At 71.7% G+C, this 19079-nt stretch carries 15 protein-coding genes; 4 read left to right on the plus strand and 11 right to left on the minus strand.

What is annotated here, in order from left to right:
• Positions 1 to 4: 4 nt before the first annotated feature.
• A complete protein-coding gene (locus G446_RS0104820) occupies positions 5 to 241 on the minus strand; it encodes a helix-turn-helix domain-containing protein (protein WP_026409291.1) in 237 nt (78 codons plus the stop codon).
• A 229-nt stretch (positions 242 to 470) separates the two neighbouring features.
• On the opposite strand from G446_RS0104820, the gene G446_RS0104825 reads away from it, so the two are divergent.
• The gene (locus G446_RS0104825; protein WP_026409292.1) at positions 471 to 1340 is read left to right on the plus strand and encodes a polysaccharide deacetylase family protein; all 870 of its coding nucleotides are present in this window, start codon (positions 471 to 473) and stop codon (positions 1338 to 1340) included.
• A gap of 49 nt (positions 1341 to 1389) precedes the next feature.
• On the opposite strand, the gene cimA is transcribed toward G446_RS0104825, so the two are convergent.
• The 4 genes from cimA to G446_RS0104850 all read right to left on the minus strand — a co-directional run bounded on the left by cimA (position 1390) and on the right by G446_RS0104850 (position 6951).
• Complete coding sequence (cimA, locus tag G446_RS0104830; RefSeq protein ID WP_051285662.1) at positions 1390 to 3078, minus strand: citramalate synthase; 1689 nt, start codon at positions 3076 to 3078, stop codon at positions 1390 to 1392.
• A 295-nt stretch (positions 3079 to 3373) separates the two neighbouring features.
• Positions 3374 to 4498 carry an LCP family protein gene (locus G446_RS0104840; RefSeq protein ID WP_026409295.1) on the minus strand — a complete coding sequence of 375 codons (1125 nt, stop codon included), beginning with the start codon at positions 4496 to 4498 and terminating at the stop codon, positions 3374 to 3376.
• A 69-nt stretch (positions 4499 to 4567) separates the two neighbouring features.
• Entirely contained in the window at positions 4568 to 5737 is a 1170-nt protein-coding gene (locus G446_RS0104845) for a branched-chain amino acid aminotransferase (protein ID WP_026409296.1), read from the minus strand.
• Positions 5738 to 5889: 152 nt separating this feature from the next.
• Complete coding sequence (locus tag G446_RS0104850) at positions 5890 to 6951, minus strand: 3-isopropylmalate dehydrogenase (protein WP_026409297.1); 1062 nt, start codon at positions 6949 to 6951, stop codon at positions 5890 to 5892.
• A 152-nt stretch (positions 6952 to 7103) separates the two neighbouring features.
• Between G446_RS0104850 and G446_RS19795 the strand changes: the two genes are divergently transcribed.
• Complete coding sequence (locus tag G446_RS19795; protein WP_156916523.1) at positions 7104 to 7268, plus strand: hypothetical protein; 165 nt, start codon at positions 7104 to 7106, stop codon at positions 7266 to 7268.
• Entirely contained in the window at positions 7265 to 8611 is a 1347-nt protein-coding gene (locus G446_RS16045) for an MFS transporter (RefSeq protein WP_051285663.1), read from the plus strand. The genes G446_RS19795 and G446_RS16045 overlap by 4 nt, the downstream gene beginning before the upstream one ends.
• Before the next feature lie 996 nt (positions 8612 to 9607).
• On the opposite strand, the gene G446_RS0104870 is transcribed toward G446_RS16045, so the two are convergent.
• From G446_RS0104870 to G446_RS0104890, 5 genes are all read right to left on the minus strand, one after another.
• Positions 9608 to 10228, minus strand: a complete 621-nt coding sequence (locus tag G446_RS0104870) for a hypothetical protein (protein ID WP_026409298.1) — start codon at positions 10226 to 10228, stop codon at positions 9608 to 9610.
• On the minus strand, positions 10225 to 11715 hold the full coding sequence (locus tag G446_RS0104875; protein ID WP_026409299.1) for an AAA family ATPase: 1491 nt from the start codon (positions 11713 to 11715) through the stop codon (positions 10225 to 10227). The genes G446_RS0104870 and G446_RS0104875 overlap by 4 nt, the downstream gene beginning before the upstream one ends.
• A gap of 284 nt (positions 11716 to 11999) precedes the next feature.
• Positions 12000 to 13031, minus strand: coding sequence for a ketol-acid reductoisomerase (gene ilvC, locus G446_RS0104880; protein ID WP_026409300.1), 1032 nt, complete (start codon positions 13029 to 13031; stop codon positions 12000 to 12002).
• Positions 13032 to 13040: 9 nt separating this feature from the next.
• Entirely contained in the window at positions 13041 to 13553 is a 513-nt protein-coding gene (ilvN, locus tag G446_RS0104885; protein ID WP_026409301.1) for an acetolactate synthase small subunit, read from the minus strand.
• 4 nt (positions 13554 to 13557) lie between these two features.
• On the minus strand, positions 13558 to 15342 hold the full coding sequence (locus tag G446_RS0104890) for an acetolactate synthase large subunit (RefSeq protein ID WP_026409302.1): 1785 nt from the start codon (positions 15340 to 15342) through the stop codon (positions 13558 to 13560).
• 320 nt (positions 15343 to 15662) lie between these two features.
• Between G446_RS0104890 and G446_RS0104895 the strand changes: the two genes are divergently transcribed.
• Positions 15663 to 17276 (plus strand): aspartate:alanine exchanger family transporter, encoded by a 1614-nt coding sequence (locus G446_RS0104895; RefSeq protein WP_026409303.1) that lies wholly within the window; start codon positions 15663 to 15665, stop codon positions 17274 to 17276.
• A gap of 103 nt (positions 17277 to 17379) precedes the next feature.
• Here G446_RS0104895 and G446_RS0104900 read toward each other — a convergent pair whose 3' ends face one another.
• On the minus strand, positions 17380 to 18969 hold the full coding sequence (locus tag G446_RS0104900; protein ID WP_026409255.1) for an IS1634 family transposase: 1590 nt from the start codon (positions 18967 to 18969) through the stop codon (positions 17380 to 17382).
• Between the last annotated feature and the right edge of the window lie 110 nt (positions 18970 to 19079).

Here is a 19079-nt window from a genome sequence, read left to right on the forward strand (position 1 = left end):
CGCGCTACCCGCGGCCGCGGAGCAGCCCGCGGCCGGCGTACTTCTTGTGGACGGCCTGCTTGGACACCCCCAGGGCCGCGGCGATCTGCGCCCAGGTGGCGCCCCGGTTGCGGGCCCGGCGCACGAGCACCGCCTCCAGGCGCTCCAGCTCGGCGCGCACCCGCACCGTCGCCTCGAGGCCGGTCAGGGGGCCGTCGGCGGCCGCCCGCTCCACCATCGCCGTCAGAGGTTCGACATCCATGAGGTCAACTTTAATTGACCACCGACAGGAAGTCAACTCCGATTGACGTCCCGGGACGATCGCCGCCGGGCTCCCCGGAAGTGATCTCCGTCGGACGCCCCGGGGGCGATCGCCGTCGGGCCGCGACTCGCGCTCGCCCTCCTCCGCGAGGAGGACGAGCGACGCGCTCGCATGTGACATGCTTCGTCCAACCCCGCTTCCCGTATGCCTCGATGAAAGGTGAATCCCCGTGCAACGCCGCGAATTCCTGCTCATGCTGGCCGCCGCCACGGCCTCCGCCACCGGCGCCTGCTCGCTGACCGACGACGCGGCGCCGTCCTCGGCGTCGTCCCCCTCCGCGCCCGCGGCGCCCTCCGAGCCCCCGACGTCCTCGCCCACGCCCACGCCCGCGCCGAGCCCGACGCCCTCGCACGGGCCCCTGTGGCTGCAGGACGGCCCCCCGCCGCTGCCCGGCCCCCAGGAGCTCGACGGCGTCATCACCGAGCTGCCCGAGGCCGTGGGCAATACGGTGGCGATCACCGTCGACGACGGCGCCGACTCCTCCGTCGTCGACGCCTACCTGGACTTCGCCAAGGACTCCGGGGTGCGCCTGACCTTCTTCGTCACCTCCTCCTACCCCGGCTGGACGGACTGCAAGGACAAGATGGCGCCGCTGGTGGAGTCCGGGCAGGTGCAGCTGGGCAACCACACCGTCACGCACGCGGGGCTGACCGAGCTGGACGAGGCGGGGATCATCTCCGAGGTCGGCGGCTGCGAGTCCTTCCTCAACAGCACCTACGGGGTCACCGGCGCCCCCTTCGTCCGCCCGCCCTACGGCTACCGCGGCGAGTGGACGGACTCGGTGTGCGCGAAGCTGGGCTACACGACCCCCACCATGTGGTACGGCTCCTTCGGCGACTCGGGCCTGCTGACCGAGGACGTCCTGCTCGGCGAGGCCCAGAAGTGGCTGCTGGCCCAGCACATCGTCATCGGCCACGCCAACTTCCCCACCGTCACCCACCTGTACGGCCAGATCATCGACATCCTGCGCGAGCGCGCCCTGCTGACCGCCACGCTCGACGACGTCTACTTCGGCCCGGGCCACAACCGGCGCGTGTGAGGCCGCCGGCGTCGGGCCCCTCCCCCGGGAGCGGACCCGGCGCCGGACCTCAGCGCGGGGCGACGCCCGCCTTGATCAGGCCCACGACGTGCCCGTCGGTCAGGGCCTCCCAGCTCGCCTCGATGATGTCGGTGCCCACGCCGACGGTGGACCAGCTGCGCTCGCCGTCGGTGATCTCGATGAGGACCCGCACGATGGAGCGGGTGCCCCGCTCGGCGTCGAGAATGCGGACCTTGAAGTCGGTCAGCTCGAAGGCCCGGATCTCCGGGTAGGTCTGCGCCAGGGCCTCGCACAGGGCGTGGTCGAGGGCGTTGACCGGCCCGTTGCCCTCCCCGAGCACCGCCCGGCGCCGCCCCCCGACCCACAGGCGCACGGTCGCCTCGGAGTCGGTCGGCGTGTCCCCTCCCAGGGGCAGGAGCCGCTCCCCGGGCAGGGGCCGGGCCTGGATGGAGGCGCGCCAGGACTCCACCCGGAAGTACTCGGGCAGCTCCCCCAGGGCGGCGCGCAGGAGGAGCTCGAAGCTGCCGTCGGCGGCGTCGTAGGCGTAGCCGAGGGCCTCGCGCGCCTTGACCGCCTCGGTCACGCGGGCCAGCAGCGCGGCGTCGCCGCCGGTGTCGATGCCCAGCTCGCGGGCCTTGAGCTCGATGGAGGCCCGCCCGGCCATCTCCGAGACGAGCATGGTCATGGTGTTGCCCACGCGGGCCGGGTCCACGTGCTGGTAGAGGTCGGGATCGACCCTGATCGCCGAGGCGTGCAGCCCCGCCTTGTGGGCGAAGGCCCGGGTACCCACGTAGGGCAGGCGCCCCGACGGCGCACGGTCGGCGATCTCCCCCACCGTGCGCGAGACGGCGCTCAGCTCCGCCAGGCGGCGGGCGCGCTCGGGCCCGTCCCCGGGCAGGGCGCTCCACCCGGTCTTGAGCTCGAGATCGGCGATGAGGGTGAGGATATTGGCGTTGCCGGTGCGCTCCCCGAAGCCGTTGACGCAGCCCTGGACCTGCCGGGCCCCGGCCTCGACGGCGGCCAGGGCCCCGGCCACGGCCAGTCCGGCGTCGTCGTGGGTGTGGATGCCGACGACGCACTCGGGGCGGCCGGCCTCGTCGAGCGCGCGGCGCAGGCGGGCGACGGCCGCGGCGACGGCGCCGGGCAGGGTTCCGCCGTTGGTGTCGCAGGCGACGACGGCCCCGGCCCCGGCCCGCGCGGCGGCGAGGGCGACCTCGATGCCGTAGCGCGGGTCGCGGCTCAGCCCGTCGAAGAAGTGCTCCAGGTCCACCATGGTCTCGCGGCCGGCGGCCACGAGCAGGCCGACCGTGTCTCGCACCATCCGCAGGTTCTCGGCGGCCGTGGTGCGCAGGGCCCGCTCGACGTGGAGGGGGTCGGACTTGGCCACGATCGTGACCACCGGGGCGCCGCTGTCGATCAGGGCGCGGACCTGCTCGTCGTGCTCGGCCGCCGCTCCGACCCGGCAGGTCGAGCCGAAGGCCGCGAGCCTGGAGGCGGTCAGGTCGAGCTCGTCGCGGGCGCGGGCGAAGAACTCGGTGTCCTTGGGCACCGCCCCGGGCCAGCCGCCCTCGATGTAGGCCACCCCGAGCCCGTCGAGTAGGCGCGCGACGGCGAGCTTGTCGGCGACGGTGAAGGACACGGACTGCTGCTGGGCGCCGTCGCGCAGGGTGGTGTCGTAGACGCTCACCGTCGGCGCGCCCGCCGACGGCCGTGCGGCTGGTGTAGTGGCGGCGCGCATCTGCCCTCCGGTTCGTCGCGGACCTCGATGACGGCGTCAGTGTGTCACAAAAACGGCGCGGCCCCGGGGAGTCGGCCGCCCGGGGCCGCGACCGCCGCCCCGCGCCCGTCGTCCTGGCGGCCCCGATGCTCGTCATTGCGATGAAGATCAGGAGCGGGAGCCCCGGACCCGTGATCTACGCGCAGAACAGGGCCGCTGAACAGGGTCACTCGGGCCTCCTGATCATCGGGTCGCGGATAGTCCTGTAGCGTATCCCTTTCCGTGCGGAGGGGGCTGGGTCTTCTCCTCAGGGTCGTCAGTTCGCCGTGCCGGGCAGGCGCGGAACGGCGTCGGGATGGGCCTCAAGATACTCCTGGACCGTGTCGGTGGCGAGGGCCCCGTACAGCGGCGTGTCGGCGGCCTCGTCGCGCACGACGATGGACTGGCCGTCCTCGCTCGTGCCCGTCCCGGCCGTGGGAATGGTGAGGAAATTGATGTTGCGCGAGCGCAGGCCGCGCAGATCGATCGCCAGGGACTGCATCTCGTCGATGGTGAAGCCCTCGTCCACCGCCATGGTCCGCACGACGGCGGACAGGAAGCCGTAGAGCCTGGTCGGGTCGGTCAGGATCCCGCCGTGCAGGACCTGCGAGACGATGGCCCGCATCCAGGACTGCTGGCGGTTGATGCGGTCGAAGTCCCCGCCCGGCAGGCTCTTGCGCTCGCGCGTGTAGGCCAGCGCCTGGGCGCCGTTCAGTCGCTGGGCGCCGGCCGGGAACTGCGTGTCCGCCAGGGTCTGGGGGGTCTTGAGATTGATGACGACGCCGCCGATCTCATCGGTCAGGGCCTCGAAGGACTCGAAGTCGGCGATGACGAAGTGGTCGATGTGCACGCCGGTGAGCTGCTCGACGGTCTGGATGGTCAGGCTGGGGCCGCCGTAGGAGTAGGCGGCGTTGATCTTGGCCTGGCCGTAGCCGGGCACCTCCACCCAGGTGTCGCGCGGAATCGACACGACGGAGACCTCCTGGCGGTCGCCGCTGACCTGGACGATCATGATCGCGTCGGTGCGCTGGGCACCGGCCTCCCACTGGGAGGGGTCGCCGGCGCTGATGCGCGAGTCCGAGCCCAGCACGAGGATATTGGTCGCCGGCTTCTGGTTCGCGCCCACGGACTGCTGGGGGGCGCGCGTCGAGATCGCCGAGAAGGGGTCGTCGATCGTCTCGATCTTCGAGCCCAGCGAGTGGCGCAGCCACAGGCCCAGGGCCCCCACCCCCAGCACGAGTACCAGGACCACGGCCAGGACCGAGACGAGCCCGATCCTCCACGCGCGCCTCCGCCGGCGCGGCGCGGCCACCCTCCCCTCGTCGGCGGAGGCGGCCGACGCCGCCGGCTCCTCGGGGGTCGGCGCGGAGACGGCGCTCGGACTCGGGGTGCTGTCGCTCATGGGCTTATAGGACCACAGCTCCGGGCCCGGCACCCATCGCGCCCGGGACCCGGCGTCGAGGATCACACCTCATGCGAGGCGGTACATCCACCCGTGGGGGTCCTCGGCGCGCCCGTACTGAATGGAGGTGAGGCGGTCGTGGATGTGGCGGGTGACCTCGCTCCCGTCGATGCTCACGTCGAAGCCCTCGCCCTTGAGCCGGCCCAGCGGCACGACGACGGCGGCGGTGCCGCAGGCGAAGACCTCGGTGACCGCCCCGGAGGCGATGTCGGACAGCAGGCCCTCCAGGCTGATCGTGTCCTCCACGACCTCGCGCCCGGCGTCGGCCAGGAGCGTGATGATGGCGCTGCGGGTCGAGCCCTCCAGGATCGTGCCCGTCAGGCGCGGGGTGCGCACGGTGCCGTCGGCGCCCACGACCATGATGTTCATGCCGCCGAGCTCCTCGAGATTGGCCTGGGTCACGTCGTCGAGGAAGCAGACCTGCTCGCAGCCCTGCGCGGCGGCCTCCTGCTGGGGCAGGAGCGAGGAGGCGTAGTTGCCGCCCGTCTTGGCCGCGCCCGTGCCGCCGCGCCCGGCGCGGTGGTACTCCCGGGTGACCCAGATGCTGATGGGCTGCAGGCCGTGGGGGAAGTAGGCGCCGCAGGGGGAGGCGATGACGTAGTACTCGACGGCGCCGGCGGCGTGCACCCCCAGGAAGGCCTCCGAGGCGAAGGCGTAGGGGCGCAGGTAGAGCGACTGGCCCTCGCCGTCGGGCACCCAGGCCTCGTCGGCGCGCACGAGGTCGACCAGGGAGGCGATGAAGTCCTCCTCGGGCAGCTCGGGCAGGGCCAGGCGGCGGGCCGAGGCGGCCAGCCGGGCCGCGTTGTAGCGGGGGCGGAAGGTCCACACGCCGCCGTCGTCGTGGCGGTAGGCCTTGATGCCCTCGAAGATCTCCTGCCCGTAGTGCAGAACGGCGGCGGCCGGGGACAGGCTCAGGTCGCCGAAGGGGATGATGCCGCGCTCGCCCCAGCCCCCGTCGCGCGTCCAGCGGGCGTGGGCCATGTGGTCGGTGAAGACGGAGCCGAAGTGGAGGTCCCTCAGCGCCCGGGCGCGGGCGGCGTCGTCGGCGGCGCTCGGGTTGGGGGTCAGGGGGAAGCGGCCGGCCAGGGAGTCGGCGGGCGGGACCGGGACTGCGGCGGCGCGGGCGAGGGGCGTGGGAACGGGGCCGGGTGCGGGCGCGGCGGCCGGAGTCGTGGACATGGGCCCACCCTACCGCCGCGATCAGTGGCCGGTCGGCGATGACCGCATGCCGACCCGGTCCGGCGCCCCGCCGTCGTGCAGCCCCGCCGTCAGCCGCACGCCGCCCGGCGCCGCCGGGACGCCGGTCCCCCGCACCGCCGCGGTCCCGCCCGTCAGCGCCGCAGGGCGGCCGCGATCGCGTCGCCGATCTCGCTCGTGGAGCGCACCAGGGGCGCCCCGGCCCCGTTCGCCTCGGCCCGGGCCGCCATGTCGGCCCTCACGGCGGCGCGCACCCGGGCGGCGTCGCCGGCCCGGCCGAGGTGCTCCAGCAGCATGGCCACGGCGCCGATGGTGGCGGTCGGGTCCGCCTCGCCCCGCCCGGCGATGTCGGGGGCGGAGCCGTGGACGGGCTCGAACATGGAGGGGAGGGCGCCGTCCGGGTTGATGTTGCCCGAGGCGGCCAGCCCGATGCCGCCGGTGACGGCGCCGGCCTCGTCGGTGAGGATGTCGCCGAAGAGGTTGTCGGTGACGATGACGTCGAAGCGGCCCGGGTCGGTGACCATGTAGATGGCGGCGGCGTCGACGTGGTTGTAGTCGACGGCGACGTCGGGGTACTGCGCGCCCACGGCCTCGACGGTGCGCCGCCACAGGTGGCCGGCGTTGACGAGCACATTGTGCTTGTGGACCAGCGTGAGGCGGCCCCGGCGGGCGCGGGCCCGCTCGAAGGCGTAGCGCACGACGCGCTCGACCCCGTAGGCGGTGTTGACGCTCACCTCGGTGGCGATCTCGTGGGGCGTGCCCGCGCGCACCACTCCCCCGTTGCCGCAGTACAGGCCCTCGGTGCCCTCGCGCACGACCACGAAGTCGATCTCGCCCGGATCGGCCAGGGGCGTGGGCGAGCCCGGGTAGTACGTGGCCGGGCGCAGGTTGACGTAGTGGTCCAGGGCGAAGCGCAGGCGCAGCAGCAGGCCGCGCTCCAGGACGCCGGAGGGGACGGAGGGGTCGCCGACGGCGCCCAGGAGGATGGCGTCGTGGCCCTTGATGGCCTCCAGGTCGGCATCGGTGAGGGTCTCGCCGGTGCGGTGCCAGCGGTCGGCGCCGAGGTCGAAGTCGGTGGTGGCGACCTCGACGCCGGTCCCCTCCAGGGCGGCGGCCAGGACCTTCAGGCCCTCGGGCACGACCTCCTTGCCGATGCCGTCACCCGGGATCACTGCGAGCTCAATGGTCTGCGTCATGGCCCCACCCTACGGGCGCGGCCACCATGCGAGACGCGCGGCTCGCATAGTGACCATCCGGCGCGGGCGCGGCCCGTTCCGGCGCGGGCCGCCCATTAGCCTCTCGACCGACGGTCGGTTAGTATGGGCGCCGACCACTTCCGGGAGGACCCATGCCGCACAACCACCGCCCCGCCGTCGGGCCCCGCGAGACGGCCCCCGACGCCGTCGTGCACGACCCCGACGCCGCGCACCGCGCAACGACCCCCGAGGCGGTCGCCGCCGCCGTCGGACACCACCCGCCGAGCGCCGCCGGACCCCGGACGGAGCGGCCATGAGGCACGTCGGCCTGCTCGTCCTGGGCTCCTTCATCAACTCCCTCGGCACGGGCCTGACGGCCTTCGGCCTGGCCGTGGTCATGCTCGCCACCCACGGCACGGCCTCCTCCGCGGCCGCCGTCCAGCTCAGCTCCTTCGCCCCGATAGTCCTGCTGGCGCCCGCCGCCGGGGCCCTGGCCGACCGCTACGACCGCCGCCTCATGATGATCATCGGCGACGCCGGCTCGGTCCTCGGCCTGTCCATCATCCTGCTGGCCCTGTCCTCGCCCCGGCCCCGCCTGGCGCAGGTGTGCGCGGGGGCCGTCGTCTCGTCCTGCCTGGCGGCCCTGACCGAGCCGGCGCTGCGGGCCAGCGTCACCGACCTGGTCCCCCGGGAGGATTACGTCAGGGCCTCCGGCCTGCTCCAACTGGCCTCCGCGGCGAAGTACCTCCTGGCGCCGGCGCTCGCGGGCCTGCTCATGCCGCTCATCGGCGTGCGGGGCCTGGTCGTCATCGACGCCTCCACGTGCCTGGTCACCGTGGCCTGCACCGCGACGGTGCGCCGAGCCCTGAGGACGGCCGGCGCCCGGAGTCCGGGTGCGCGCAACGCCCAGGCGGCGCCCGCACAGGAGGAGCGGGGGGCCGCGGAGCAGGCCGGTTCCGGCGGCGGCCTCATGGCGGGGTGGCGGACCATCGCCTCCCACCCGGGCCTGCGCCTCCTCGTCGCCCTCATGACCGTGGCGACCCTGGCCATCGGGGTTCTCCAGGTGCTCATCAAGCCGATCCTCATGCCCATGGTGAGCACGGCCGCCATGGGCGCGATCGAAACGATCGCCGCCACCGGGATGCTCGTCGGGGCGAGTCTGGTGACCATCATGAAGAATGCCCGGCCGACGACGCTGCTGGCAGCGGGGTTGGCGGGCACCGGCGCCGCCATGGTCCTGGTGCCGCTGGGGCCGGGCGCCTGGTGGGTGAGCGCCTGCGGCTTCCTCACCTTCGCGAGCCTGCCCCTGTCCCAGGCCGGGGCCGAGGTCCTGGTGCGCGGCGAGGTGGACAACGCCCGTCAGGCCCGGACCTGGGGGACGATCAGCCTGATCACCCAGATGGGCTACCTGGTGGCCTACCTGTGCGCGGGTGTCCTCGTCGACCGCGTCCTCCAACCCCTCCTGAGGCCGGGAGGCCCCCTGTCCACCGGCGTCGGGGCCGTCGTGGGGACGGGGCCCGGCCGGGGCGCCGCCCTCCTCGTGGGGCTCATGGGAGTGGCCATGGCCCTGCTGGCCGTGCGGGTCCGCCTGCGGCGCGACCGGCTCGCCCCGAGCGGGCCCCGCGAGGAGGATCGGTCCGCCGACTCCCCGGCCGGGTAGGGCCTGCACCCGAAGTCCCGGCGACCGCGCCCCGGGGGGAGTCGTTTTGGTGATGTCACCTCAGGTCGCATTGTGCGAGGCGGGCTCGCAAGAATCGAGCGCAGATGGATTGCGTCGCGCTGGGCTCGCACGGCGCGAGGTGGGGTGGATTCCGTTGCACCGGGCTCGCATTACGCAAGCCGGGTCCCGCACGCACGGGTCCGGTCCCGGTGCGCGTCGAGTTCGGCGTCGCTGCGGACTCGGCCCCGACCCCCCGTTCCGACTCGGCCCGGCTCCACGCGACCTTCCTCGACCCCGCCGCCGCCTCCGGCTCCCGGATGCCCGGGCCCCGGCTCCGCGAGATCGTCACTTAACCCGCGAGCACGTCACTCTAGCAGACGTGCTCGCGGGTTAAGTGACGATCTCGGCGGTTATCCGGCGATCTCGCGGACCCGGGGCGCCCCGGCCGCGAGCGCCGTCGGAGCGCCGCCCGAGTGGGCCGCGGCTGAGGACCCGGACTCCGCCACGCCCTCCCGCCCGCGCTGCGATCCCGGGGCCGCTGAAGAGCCCCTCGACCTTCGGAACATCGGCCTTGGCGAGGCCGCCCGGGGTCGTCACGAGGCAGTCCCGCGGGAGCCTTCACCGCACCGGGGAACTCGCCGGTGTCGCGCGCCATGGCGGTGATCAGTTCGAGGACTGCCGCCGCACCAGGGGATCCGCCCGCGAAAAGGTGGCCGGCGCGTACTTTTAAGGTCGCCGCGCGACGTCGCGCATCCGAGAAACGGCGTCATTGCGCTCTTCTGCGATGGACGATCGCGGAACTGAGGCGTTAAAAGTACGCGCCGGCCACCTTTTCCGCCCCGCCAGCGTGCTCGGACTGCGACAGCGGGGGCCGGAGTGGCCCGCGGTCGGGATGAGACGTCCTGGCCGGCTCCGCCCGATGTAGGGGCCGGCCGCCATCCCGGGAACGGCTCTGCGACGCGACCGGCTCACCCCGAGCGGGCCCCGCGCCCCGGGTCAGTCCGCCGACTCCCCGGCCAGGTGGGGCCTGCACCTGATCATGGCGGCCTCGAGGCACTCGCGCAGCCTCCTCCAAGCGTCCAGCTCGGCGACATGTTTCTCGACATCGATCCTCCGGATCGCCTCGGAACGGAACCTGCCCCAGTCATCCCCGGCGAGAAGAGAGGTTCTGTCACGACTTGCCCAACGGCGGAGCACCTCCTTGGGATCGCTCATCTCCTCCAGGGCCCGCAAACGCCCGACACTCGCATTGTCGGCCAGCCATTTGCGACACTCCTCCTCCGCCCAGAGATGGGCGAGCGCCCAGGTCTCCGTCATGCGCACCGGGATCACCGGCACCGCGCGCTTCTCCCCGGCTGAACGGATCTCCTCAGCACGAGCCTCCCACCCGACATTATCCGCATCACGATGCACGAAGATGAGATCGTATACATCATCAGCGGCAATGGCCGCCAGTTTCGCGGCGACACTACGATCCTTGGCCTTCTCGGGGCGGTATACCTCGACTGCAATATCATCGCCCGGACGACAGGCGAGCATAAGACTTTGCAGCGTCTCCGCCAGGGGCTCGTCCGATCTTCCCTCGCACACGAGGGCGCACTGCCAGTAGCCGCTCACGCGTCATCCCCCGTGTCCTCGGCGGCCGGGTCGCGCAGATAATCGACGAGCCGGGATCGGGACACCGGCGCCATGGCGCGCGGCCCGCCCCGCTCCTTCCACCGCTGCACCCGCCAGGTGCCCGCCAGCGGATGGAAGGAGGCCGAGGAGCTGCGCCGCCCGTCGGGGTCCTGACGCGTCCACAGGACCGCGCACAAGACGTCATCCGGGGCTCGCCGCAGCACCTCCTCGACGAGGTACGGGGAGTGGGTGTTGACGAGCACCTGGCGCAGACGTCCGCTCTTCGGCCCGATCGGATCAATCGGCTCGGTCGAATCAGTCGACTCCAGCCGGGACCACGGATCAGAATAGTTCTTCTCCTCCGGTTTCTCCGGTTCTTCCGGCTGGGACAACGAGCGCAGCAGCTCGAGCATCGCCTCGATCTTCGCCGGGTGAATGCCGTTCTCCGGCTCCTCCAGGGCGATGAGCCCGATATCATCGGATACTCCCAGTGCCGCCAGGGTGAGGAAGCGCAGCGTCCCGTCCGACAGCGAGCGCGCCGGCAACTCGGGGCCCTCCCCCAGCCGGGCCCGCAGCTCCAGGAAGTCGCCATTGGGGACGACCCGCAGACTCCGGATATCGACCAGGGCGGACACGGCCCGGCGGACCTCGTCGCAGACCGCGCTCCCGGTGCGCTGCTCCTGCCGATGGAGGAAGGCGGGGACGTGCGCGCCGGTGGCCGAGATCGGACCGACCTCGTCGACGCTGTCCGCGGCGCGCATGGCGCTCGGCTCGAGGGACAAGAACCGCCACGAGGCCATCTCCCAGCGCACCGCGCGCACCTCGGGCGGAACGAACAGGTCCGCCATGCTCAACGCGGTCGCCTCCATCCCGTCGACCTCGACGGAGTCCATGAAGTCGTAGGGACCTCTTTCCTCGTCGAATGCGGTATCGCGGACGTAGATGGTGGGAACACCTTTTTCGCAGCGTCGTAGAGGATATGTCACGAATATATCACTTATATCATTCCAATCCCACTCAATCACGTAGTCGGCGCAGACGGCCCGCATGGGTTCGGGCAGCGACTCCATTCTCAGGGGCGCGAGGGACTCCCGCACGACGCCGAGGCGCGGGGCGACTCCGTCCGAGTCATCGACGGACAGCTCGATCTCGTAGCGCAGGAATGTATTGTGCAGCCGAACATTGCGGTGCGCAATCTCCGTCGTCCCGGGGACGATGAGCTCCGCCGCGAGCCTCAGATTCTCCTCGCCGGCCAGCACCCGGGGGGACAGCATGGAGCGGACCGTTCCGCGCTGACCGCCGCCCGCTCGGATCTCGCCGAAGGCCCTCGAGAACGACGTGCGGGAGAGGGCGGAGAGCAGTTGGATCGCATCGAAGAGGTTCGACTTCCCCGCGCCGTTGGGCCCGGCGATGCAGGTGAAGGGCCCGAAGTCGACGACGACGTCCCTCAGGTTCTTGAAGCCCGACACCTCGAAGCGCGTGAGCACGGGTCTCTCCCCTCCTCCTCGACGTCGGTCTCCCGCTCAAGACTATCCGACCGGATCTTCTCGCGGTCGAGCACCGCCCGCCCCGTCCGGCCCCGAGGGGAGGACGACGGCGGGCGGGTCCGCGCCCCGCCTGAGCAGTGCGCGGACCCGCCCGTCCGCAACCGTCGCGCCGTCAGCGCCGACGCTGCCGGCCACCAGTCGGCACCGTTGACAGCGCTGCCAATCTGCGCCGCCGTCAGTGCCGGCGTCATCAGTCAGCATCGCCGGCCGGCGCCGCCGCCCGATCAGCGGGCCACGGAGCCCTCGGTGTAGTCCTTGTCGACGTCGGCGCGCCAGGCGAACATGGAGCGCACCTGCCGGCCGGTCTTCTCGATCGGGTGGGCCTCGCCCTGGGCGCGCAGCTTCTTGAACTCCGGCGCGCCGGCGGCCTGGTCGTCCATGAAGCGCTTGGCGAAGGAGCCGTCCTGGATGTCGGCCAGGACCTCCTTCATGTGCTCCTTGACGTCGGGGGTGATGACGCGCGGGCCGGAGACGTAGTCGCCGTACTCGGCGGTGTCGGAGCAGGACCAGCGCTGCTTGGAGATGCCGCCCTCGTTGATGAGGTCGACGATGAGCTTCATCTCGTGGCAGACCTCGAAGTAGGCCATCTCGGGCTGGTAGCCGGCCTCGACCAGGGTCTCGAAGCCGTACTGGATGAGCTTGGAGACGCCGCCGCACAGGACGGTCTGCTCGCCGAACAGGTCGGTCTCGGTCTCCTCGCGGAAGGTGGTCTTGATGGCGCCGGCGCGCGTGCCGCCGATGGCCTTGGCGTAGGACAGGACCAGCGGCCAGGCATTGCCGGAGGCGTCCCGCTCGACGCACACGAGCACGGGCACGCCGCGGCCGGCCTCGAACTCGCGGCGCACGGTGTGGCCGGGGCCCTTGGGGGCGACCATGATGACGTCGTGGCCGGCGGCGGGCTCGATGTAGCCGAAGTGGATGTTGAAGCCGTGGGCGAAGAGCAGCGCGGCGCCGTCCTTGAGGTTGGGCTCGATCTGCTCGGTGTACAGGGCGGCCTGGACCTGGTCGGGGGCGAGGATGGTCACGACGTCGGCCCAGGCGACCGCCTCGGCGATCGGCTTGACGGTCAGCCCGGCCTCCTCGGCCTTGGCCACCGAGGACGAGCCCTCGCGCAGGCCGACGACGACCTCCACGCCCGAGTCGCGCAGGTTGAGGGCGTGGGCGTGGCCCTGCGAGCCGTAGCCGATGACCGCGACCCTCTTGGACTGGATGACGGACAGGTCCGCGTCGTCGTCGTAGAACTTCTCAGCTGCCATGGTGGTGCTTCACTTCTCCTTGAGTTGATCGGTCATGGATCGCGGTCCGCGCGTGATGGCCACGGCGCCGGACTGGACGATCTCCTTGACCCCGTAGGGCTGGAGGGCGCCCAGCAGCGCCTTGACCTTGGACTCCGAGCCGACGGTCTCGATGACCACCGACGTCGGCGAGACGTCCACGACGTGGGCGCGGAAGAGGTCGACGATCTGCAGCACCGCGGTGCGGTTGGCGTCGTCGGCGCGGACCTTGATGAGGTAGAGCTCGCGGCCCACGGAGGTGGCCGGGTCGAGCTCGACGATCTTGAGCACGTTGACCAGCTTGTTGAGCTGCTTGGTCACCTGCTCCATCGCCAGTCCCTCGGCGTCGGCGATCACCGTGATGCGCGAGACGTCCTCGTGCTCGGTGGGGCCCACGGCCAGGGAGTGGATGTTGAAGCCGCGTCGGGTGAACAGGGCCGACACGCGCGTGAGCACGCCGGGCTTGTTCTCCACCAGGACGGACAGCGTGTGCTTCTCGCTCACGGTCTCACTCCTCTTCCCACGCCGGGCTCATGCCCTGGGCGTGCTGGATCTCGTCATTGGACACGCCCGCGGCCACCATGGGCCACACCTGGGCGTCCGCCGAGACGATGAAGTCGATGACGACGGGTCGGTCGTTGATGGCGTTGGCCCGGGCGATGACGTCGTCGACGTCCTCCAGGCGCTCGCAGCGGATGCCGACGGCGCCGCAGGCCTCGGCCAGCTTGACGAAGTCGGGGATGCGCGCCGTTCCGGCGCCGGTGTGCAGGTCGGTGTTGGAGTAGCGCTGCCCGTAGAACAGGGTCTGCCACTGGCGGACCATGCCCAGGGAGGAGTTGTTGATGATCGCGATCTTGATGGGGATCTCGTTGAGGGTCGCGGTGGCCAGCTCCTGATTGGTCATCTGGAAGCAGCCGTCGCCGTCGATGAGCCATACGGGGCGGTCGGGCGCGCCGACCTTGGCCCCCATGGCGGCGGGGACGCCGTAGCCCATGGTGCCGGCCCCGGCGGAGGTCATCCAGGAGCGGGGGCGGGTGAAGTGCAGGTAGTGGGCGGCCCACATCTGGTGCTGGCCGACGCCGGTGACCCAGATGGTGTCCTCGGGGGCGTGGGCGTCCAGGTGGGTGATGACCTCCTGCGGCTGGAGGAGGCCGTCGTCGGTGTCGGTCCAGGTGGTGGGGTAGGTGGCCCGCATGTGGGCGACCTCCGTGAGCCACTGGTCGGTATCGGCGCGCGGCTCGGCGGCGAACTGGGCGCGGCAGGCCGCGCTCAGGGCGGGGACGACGTCGGCCAGGTCGCCGACGATGGGCACGTCGGCGGTGCGGATCTTGGAGATCTCCGCCGGGTCGATGTCGACGTGGACGACGGCGGCGTGCCGGGCGAAGGTGTCCGGCCTGCCGGTGACGCGGTCGTCGAAGCGGGTGCCGAGGGCGATGACGACGTCGGCGCGCTGGAGCGCCCCGACGGCGGCGACGGTGCCGTGCATCCCCGGCATGCCCAGGTGGAGCGGGTGGTCCGTGGGCAGGACGTCCAGGGCGGTGAGCGTGGTGGTGAAGGGGGCGCCCACGACGTCGACGAGCTCGAGCAGCTCGCGGGTCGGCACGCCGGCCCGGGCCAGGCCCCCGCCCAGGTAGAACACGGGGCGCTCGGCGGAGGCGATGACCTCGGCCGCCTGCTCGATCCGGCGCCGGTTGGGCCGTCCGGGCAGCGCGTAGCCGGGCAGGTCCAGGCGCGAGGGGCGCCGGTATGCGGTCATGCCGACCTGGGCGTCCTTGGTCACGTCGATGAGGACGGGCCCGGGGCGGCCGGTGGCCGCCAGGTGGAAGGCCTCGGCGACGCGCGCGGGGATCTCCTCGGGCGAGGTCACCAGGAAGGAGTGCTTGACGAAGGGCATGGTCGCCCCGATGATGTCCGCCTCCTGGAAGGCGTCGGTGCCGATCGAGGGGGCCCCGACCTGACCGGTGATGGCGACCATGGGCACCGAGTCCATGTGCGCGTCGGCGATGGCGGTGATGAGGTTGGTGGCCCCGGGCCCGGAGGTCGCCACGCACACGCCGACGCGGCCGGTGGCCAGGGCGTAGCCCTCGGCCGCGTGACCGGCGCCCTGCTCGTGGCGCACCAGGATGTGCCGGATCCTCGAGCTCGACAGGAGCGGGTCGTAGAAGGGCAGGATGGCCCCGCCCGGCATGCCGAAGATGTCCGTGACCCCGGCGTCCTCCAGGGCGCGTACCAGCGCCTGAGCACCTGTCATCGTCTGGCGGTCCTCGGCCGCGGTTCCGCCGCTTCGTCCCATTCGCCTGCCCTCCTCCCCGTACGGGCTCAACGCCTGATCCGGTCGTCCTGATGACCGGATAGCGGCAACGGTAGGCGCTCGACCCCGGGTAGTCATATCGGAACCCACTCGTCTCACATCATGGAATCACGGACTCGGACGACGGCGCCTCCCCGCGTCATGGCGGGGCCGGCCGGTCCCCGGATCGGGCCGGTCCCCGGGGCGGCCCGGCCCGAAGTCCGACACCGACCCGCCGGAAGATGGCACAATCCTCCCCAGTTCCCCCGACACAGACGTCGCTGCGCACAGCGGAGCAGCGAAGGAAAGGCTGGCGCGCCACCGTGGTCACCGGACTCCTGCACCATTTCTCCCAGAACCCCGTTCTCGTCCTGTTCCTCCTCATCGGATTGGGCATGGGCGTGGGCCACGTCAAGGTCAAGGGGGTGAGCCTGGGCGCCGCCGCCGTGCTCTTCGCCGGGATCGCGCTCGCCGCGTGGGGGGCCTCGGAGGGCGTGGCCGTCGATGTGCCCGTGCCCCTGGGCACCCTCGGACTGGCCATCTTCACCTTCGCCATCGGAGTCCAGTCCGGCCCCAATTTCTTCCACGTCATCCGCACCGCCGGCGGGCCCCTGGCCCTCATGCTCCTGATCTTCCTCGCGGCGGCCGGGGCGGGCGTGGGCGTGGGCCGCGCCCTGGGAATGGACCCGGCCCTCATCGCGGGGACCTTCGCGGGGGCCACCACGAACACGCCGTCGCTGGCCGCCGCCGGCAACGCGGCGGTGCTGGCCAGCAACGAGGAGGGGCCCGCCATCGCCACCGTCGGCTACGCGGTGGCCTACCTCTACGGCGTCACCGGGATGCTGTTCTTCTGCCTCATGGCCCTGCGCTACCGCCGCGCGGACAAGGACGCGCCCTCCCCGCTCATCAACCGCACGATCCGGGTCGAGCGCAAGGACTCCCCCATGATCGGCGACATCGCCGAGCGCATCTCCGGCGAGCTGAAGTTCTCCCGCCTGCGCCGGGGCGAGACCGGGCCGATCACGCGCCCGCGCAACGAGGACCGGATCAACCGGGACGACCTGGTGACCGTCGTGGGCACCCAGGAGGCCGTCAAGCAGGTCATCGAGGCCCTCGGCCACGGCTCCTCCCACTCCCTCCTGGAGGATCGCCGCTACCTCGACTTCCGCCGCATCACCGTCTCCGACCCCAAGCTCGCCGGGCGCACCGTCGCCGAGCTCGGCGTGGACGCCAAGTTCGGGGCGACGATCTCGCGCGTGCGGCGCGGCGACGTCGACATGGTGGGCACGCCCGACCTGGTCCTCCAGGAGGGCGACCGCGTGCGCGTCGTCGCCCCGACCGGGCGCATGGCGGAGATCTCCAAGTTCTTCGGCGACTCGGCCCGGGGCCTGTCCTCCATCAACCCGATCGCCCTGGGCGTGGGCATGGCCCTGGGCATCGTCATCGGCGAATGGAAGTTCCTCACCCCCACCGGGGCGACCTTCTCCATCGGCTCGGCGGCCGGCACGCTCCTGGTGGGCCTCGTCTTCGGCAAGATCGGGCGGATCAAGGGCTTCGTCACGGCGCTGCCCTTCACGGCCACCGCCGTCCTGGGCGAGTTCGGCCTGCTCGTCTTCCTCGCCCAGGCGGGCACGAAGGCGGGCGGGCAGATCGCCGACGCCTTCGCCGGGGGCGACTGGTGGAGGATCCTGGTGACCGGATTCGTCATCACCACCGTGGTGGGACTGGGCACCTACGCCTCCATGCGCTGGATCGTCGGAATGGGCGGCACGCGCCTGTCCGGCCTCGTCGGCGGCGTCCAGACCCAGCCGGCCGTCCTCGCCTTCGCCAATGAGCGCACCGGCTCCGATCCGCGCGTCGCGCTGGGCTACGCCATGGTCTACCCCGTGGCCATGATCGCCAAGATCTTCTTCGCCCAGTTCCTCGGCGGCCTGTGAGGGCGGCGCGGGCCGACGGCGCGGGCGGGCCGAGGCGCGGCGCCCCCGGCGACGCCGCCCGTCAGCCCCGGCGCCTGCGGGGCTCCGACCTGACTCATGACGCTTAGTGTGCCGGGTGTGGTGTGTTCAGGGCGGTGAGGATGTCGTTGGCGGCGTCGGTCAGACGTGGGGCGGCGGTGAGGTGGTGGCCGTTGAGGTTGATGGTGATCTCCTGGAGGGGTTTGAGGGTGCGGATGATGCGTTTGATGGTCATGCCGGTGGCGTCCTGGAGGTGGCGGGCTACGGCTAGGGCGGCCATGACGACGGTCAGGTGGGCTTCGATGGCGTCGCGGGTGTGGTGGAAGACGGGTCGGGCTGACAGGTCGTGCTTGCTCATGCGGAAGGACGCCTCGACGTGCCACAGCTCGTGATACGAGGAGACGACCTCGGCGGCGTCCATCAAGCGAGACGGAATATTGGTGACGTAGCCCTTGAGTCCCACCAGGGAGCGGGCTCTGGCCAGGGACGCCTCATCGAGGACCTGGTCTCCTTTGTGGGTGGTGACGAAGCGCGTGCCCTTAGGACGTCGCTGGCCGGCGACGACGGCCCGGGCCCGGTTGGCCTGGGCGTCCAGGGTCCGGTTGTCCCGGGCCGCGCGCTTCTTGGAGTGGGCCCACACCGCCCGCCACGACCCCGGATGGGTGACCGGGTCCCACACCGGCTCAGCCCTGAGGCTCTTGTCCCGCTCGCTCCTGGAGCCTCTCCTGGGGGTGATGGTGTCAATCAGCTGCCCATCAGTGAACGCGTCACCCTTCCAGTGGAAGTGCGCCTCAAGGTCCCCCGGGGCCCGGGTGGTGCGGGCCCCGACGATGAACCGCAGGTGCGCCTCGTCCAGGGACTTGAGGTTGGCCGCCGAGAGCATGCCGGCATCAGCCACGATGACGAGCTCCTCAATACCGTGGGCGGCCTGGAAGGCCTCCACCATGGGGATGATCGTGGTGGTCTCGGCCCGGTTGCCCTCCCAGCACCCGACCTGGAGGGGGAAACCGCCGCGGTCGACCAGCAGGCCGACGATGACCTGGGGGTCGACCCGCCTCTCCTTGGAGTAACCGACCTTGCGCAGGTCGTCCTCCCTCTCGGTCTCGAAGTACAGGGTGGTGACGTCGTACAGGCACAGGGTCAGGCCCCCGGTGCTGGTGACGTGTTCGAACAGGGCCTGGGAGATCGCCTCCCGGTATCCCCGTTCCTGGGCCCGGGCCAGGGAGCGGAACAAGGTCCGCACGGTGACCGGCTCCAGGCCCAGGTCACCCAGCACGCGGGGCACCTGGGCCTTGGAGGACGGCTCGATCACACGAGCCAGAACCATCTGCTCAAAGGCCCGATCACCCCCGACCGCCCCACCCAGCCCCAGGCGGGTGTAGGCCCCGTGCAGGACCTCCCACAACAGGGCCGAGCGCGCCGACTCCACCACCGCCACCACGCCGGCAGTGTCTGTCGAAGCCGCCGGTGGTGCTGATGATGCGGAGGGCAGGTCCAGAGTCAACTGGTCCGGGGCGATGCGGTGCCGGCCGATCTCCATCAGGGCAGCCAGCTCGGCCTTGGTGTGGGCTGAACCCAGGTGCTCGATCACCTTGTCCCGGCGTCCCTGCTTGACCGCGATCTGCACCGCCGTCGCCCCCGAGGCGGTCTTGACCTTGCGCAGAAACGGGCTCACCACCCCGACCCTACCGGCCCCTTAGTGTGCCGGCACACCCCGACCACCACACGATATCAACGAAAAACCCGCATCAAAACCCAGACCCCACCAAAGTGTCATGAGTCAGG

Origin of the sequence: Actinomyces dentalis DSM 19115 (genome assembly GCF_000429225.1) — a bacterium.
Taxonomy (GTDB): domain Bacteria; phylum Actinomycetota; class Actinomycetes; order Actinomycetales; family Actinomycetaceae; genus Actinomyces; species Actinomyces dentalis.

Bases quoted from the DNA above. Each gene is read 5' to 3' on its own strand.
- G446_RS0104820 (WP_026409291.1), bottom strand. From the start codon at position 241: ATGGATGTCGAACCTCTGACGGCGATGGTGGAGCGGGCGGCCGCCGAC.
- cimA (WP_051285662.1), bottom strand. From the start codon at position 3,078: ATGCGCGCCGCCACTACACCAGCCGCACGGCCGTCGGCGGGCGCGCCG.
- G446_RS0104840 (WP_026409295.1), bottom strand. From the start codon at position 4,498: ATGAGCGACAGCACCCCGAGTCCGAGCGCCGTCTCCGCGCCGACCCCC.
- G446_RS0104845 (WP_026409296.1), bottom strand. From the start codon at position 5,737: ATGTCCACGACTCCGGCCGCCGCGCCCGCACCCGGCCCCGTTCCCACG.
- G446_RS0104850 (WP_026409297.1), bottom strand. From the start codon at position 6,951: ATGACGCAGACCATTGAGCTCGCAGTGATCCCGGGTGACGGCATCGGC.
- G446_RS19795 (WP_156916523.1), top strand. From the start codon at position 7,104: ATGCCGCACAACCACCGCCCCGCCGTCGGGCCCCGCGAGACGGCCCCC.
- G446_RS16045 (WP_051285663.1), top strand. From the start codon at position 7,265: ATGAGGCACGTCGGCCTGCTCGTCCTGGGCTCCTTCATCAACTCCCTC.
- ilvC (WP_026409300.1), bottom strand. From the start codon at position 13,031: ATGGCAGCTGAGAAGTTCTACGACGACGACGCGGACCTGTCCGTCATC.
- G446_RS0104890 (WP_026409302.1), bottom strand. From the start codon at position 15,342: ATGGGACGAAGCGGCGGAACCGCGGCCGAGGACCGCCAGACGATGACA.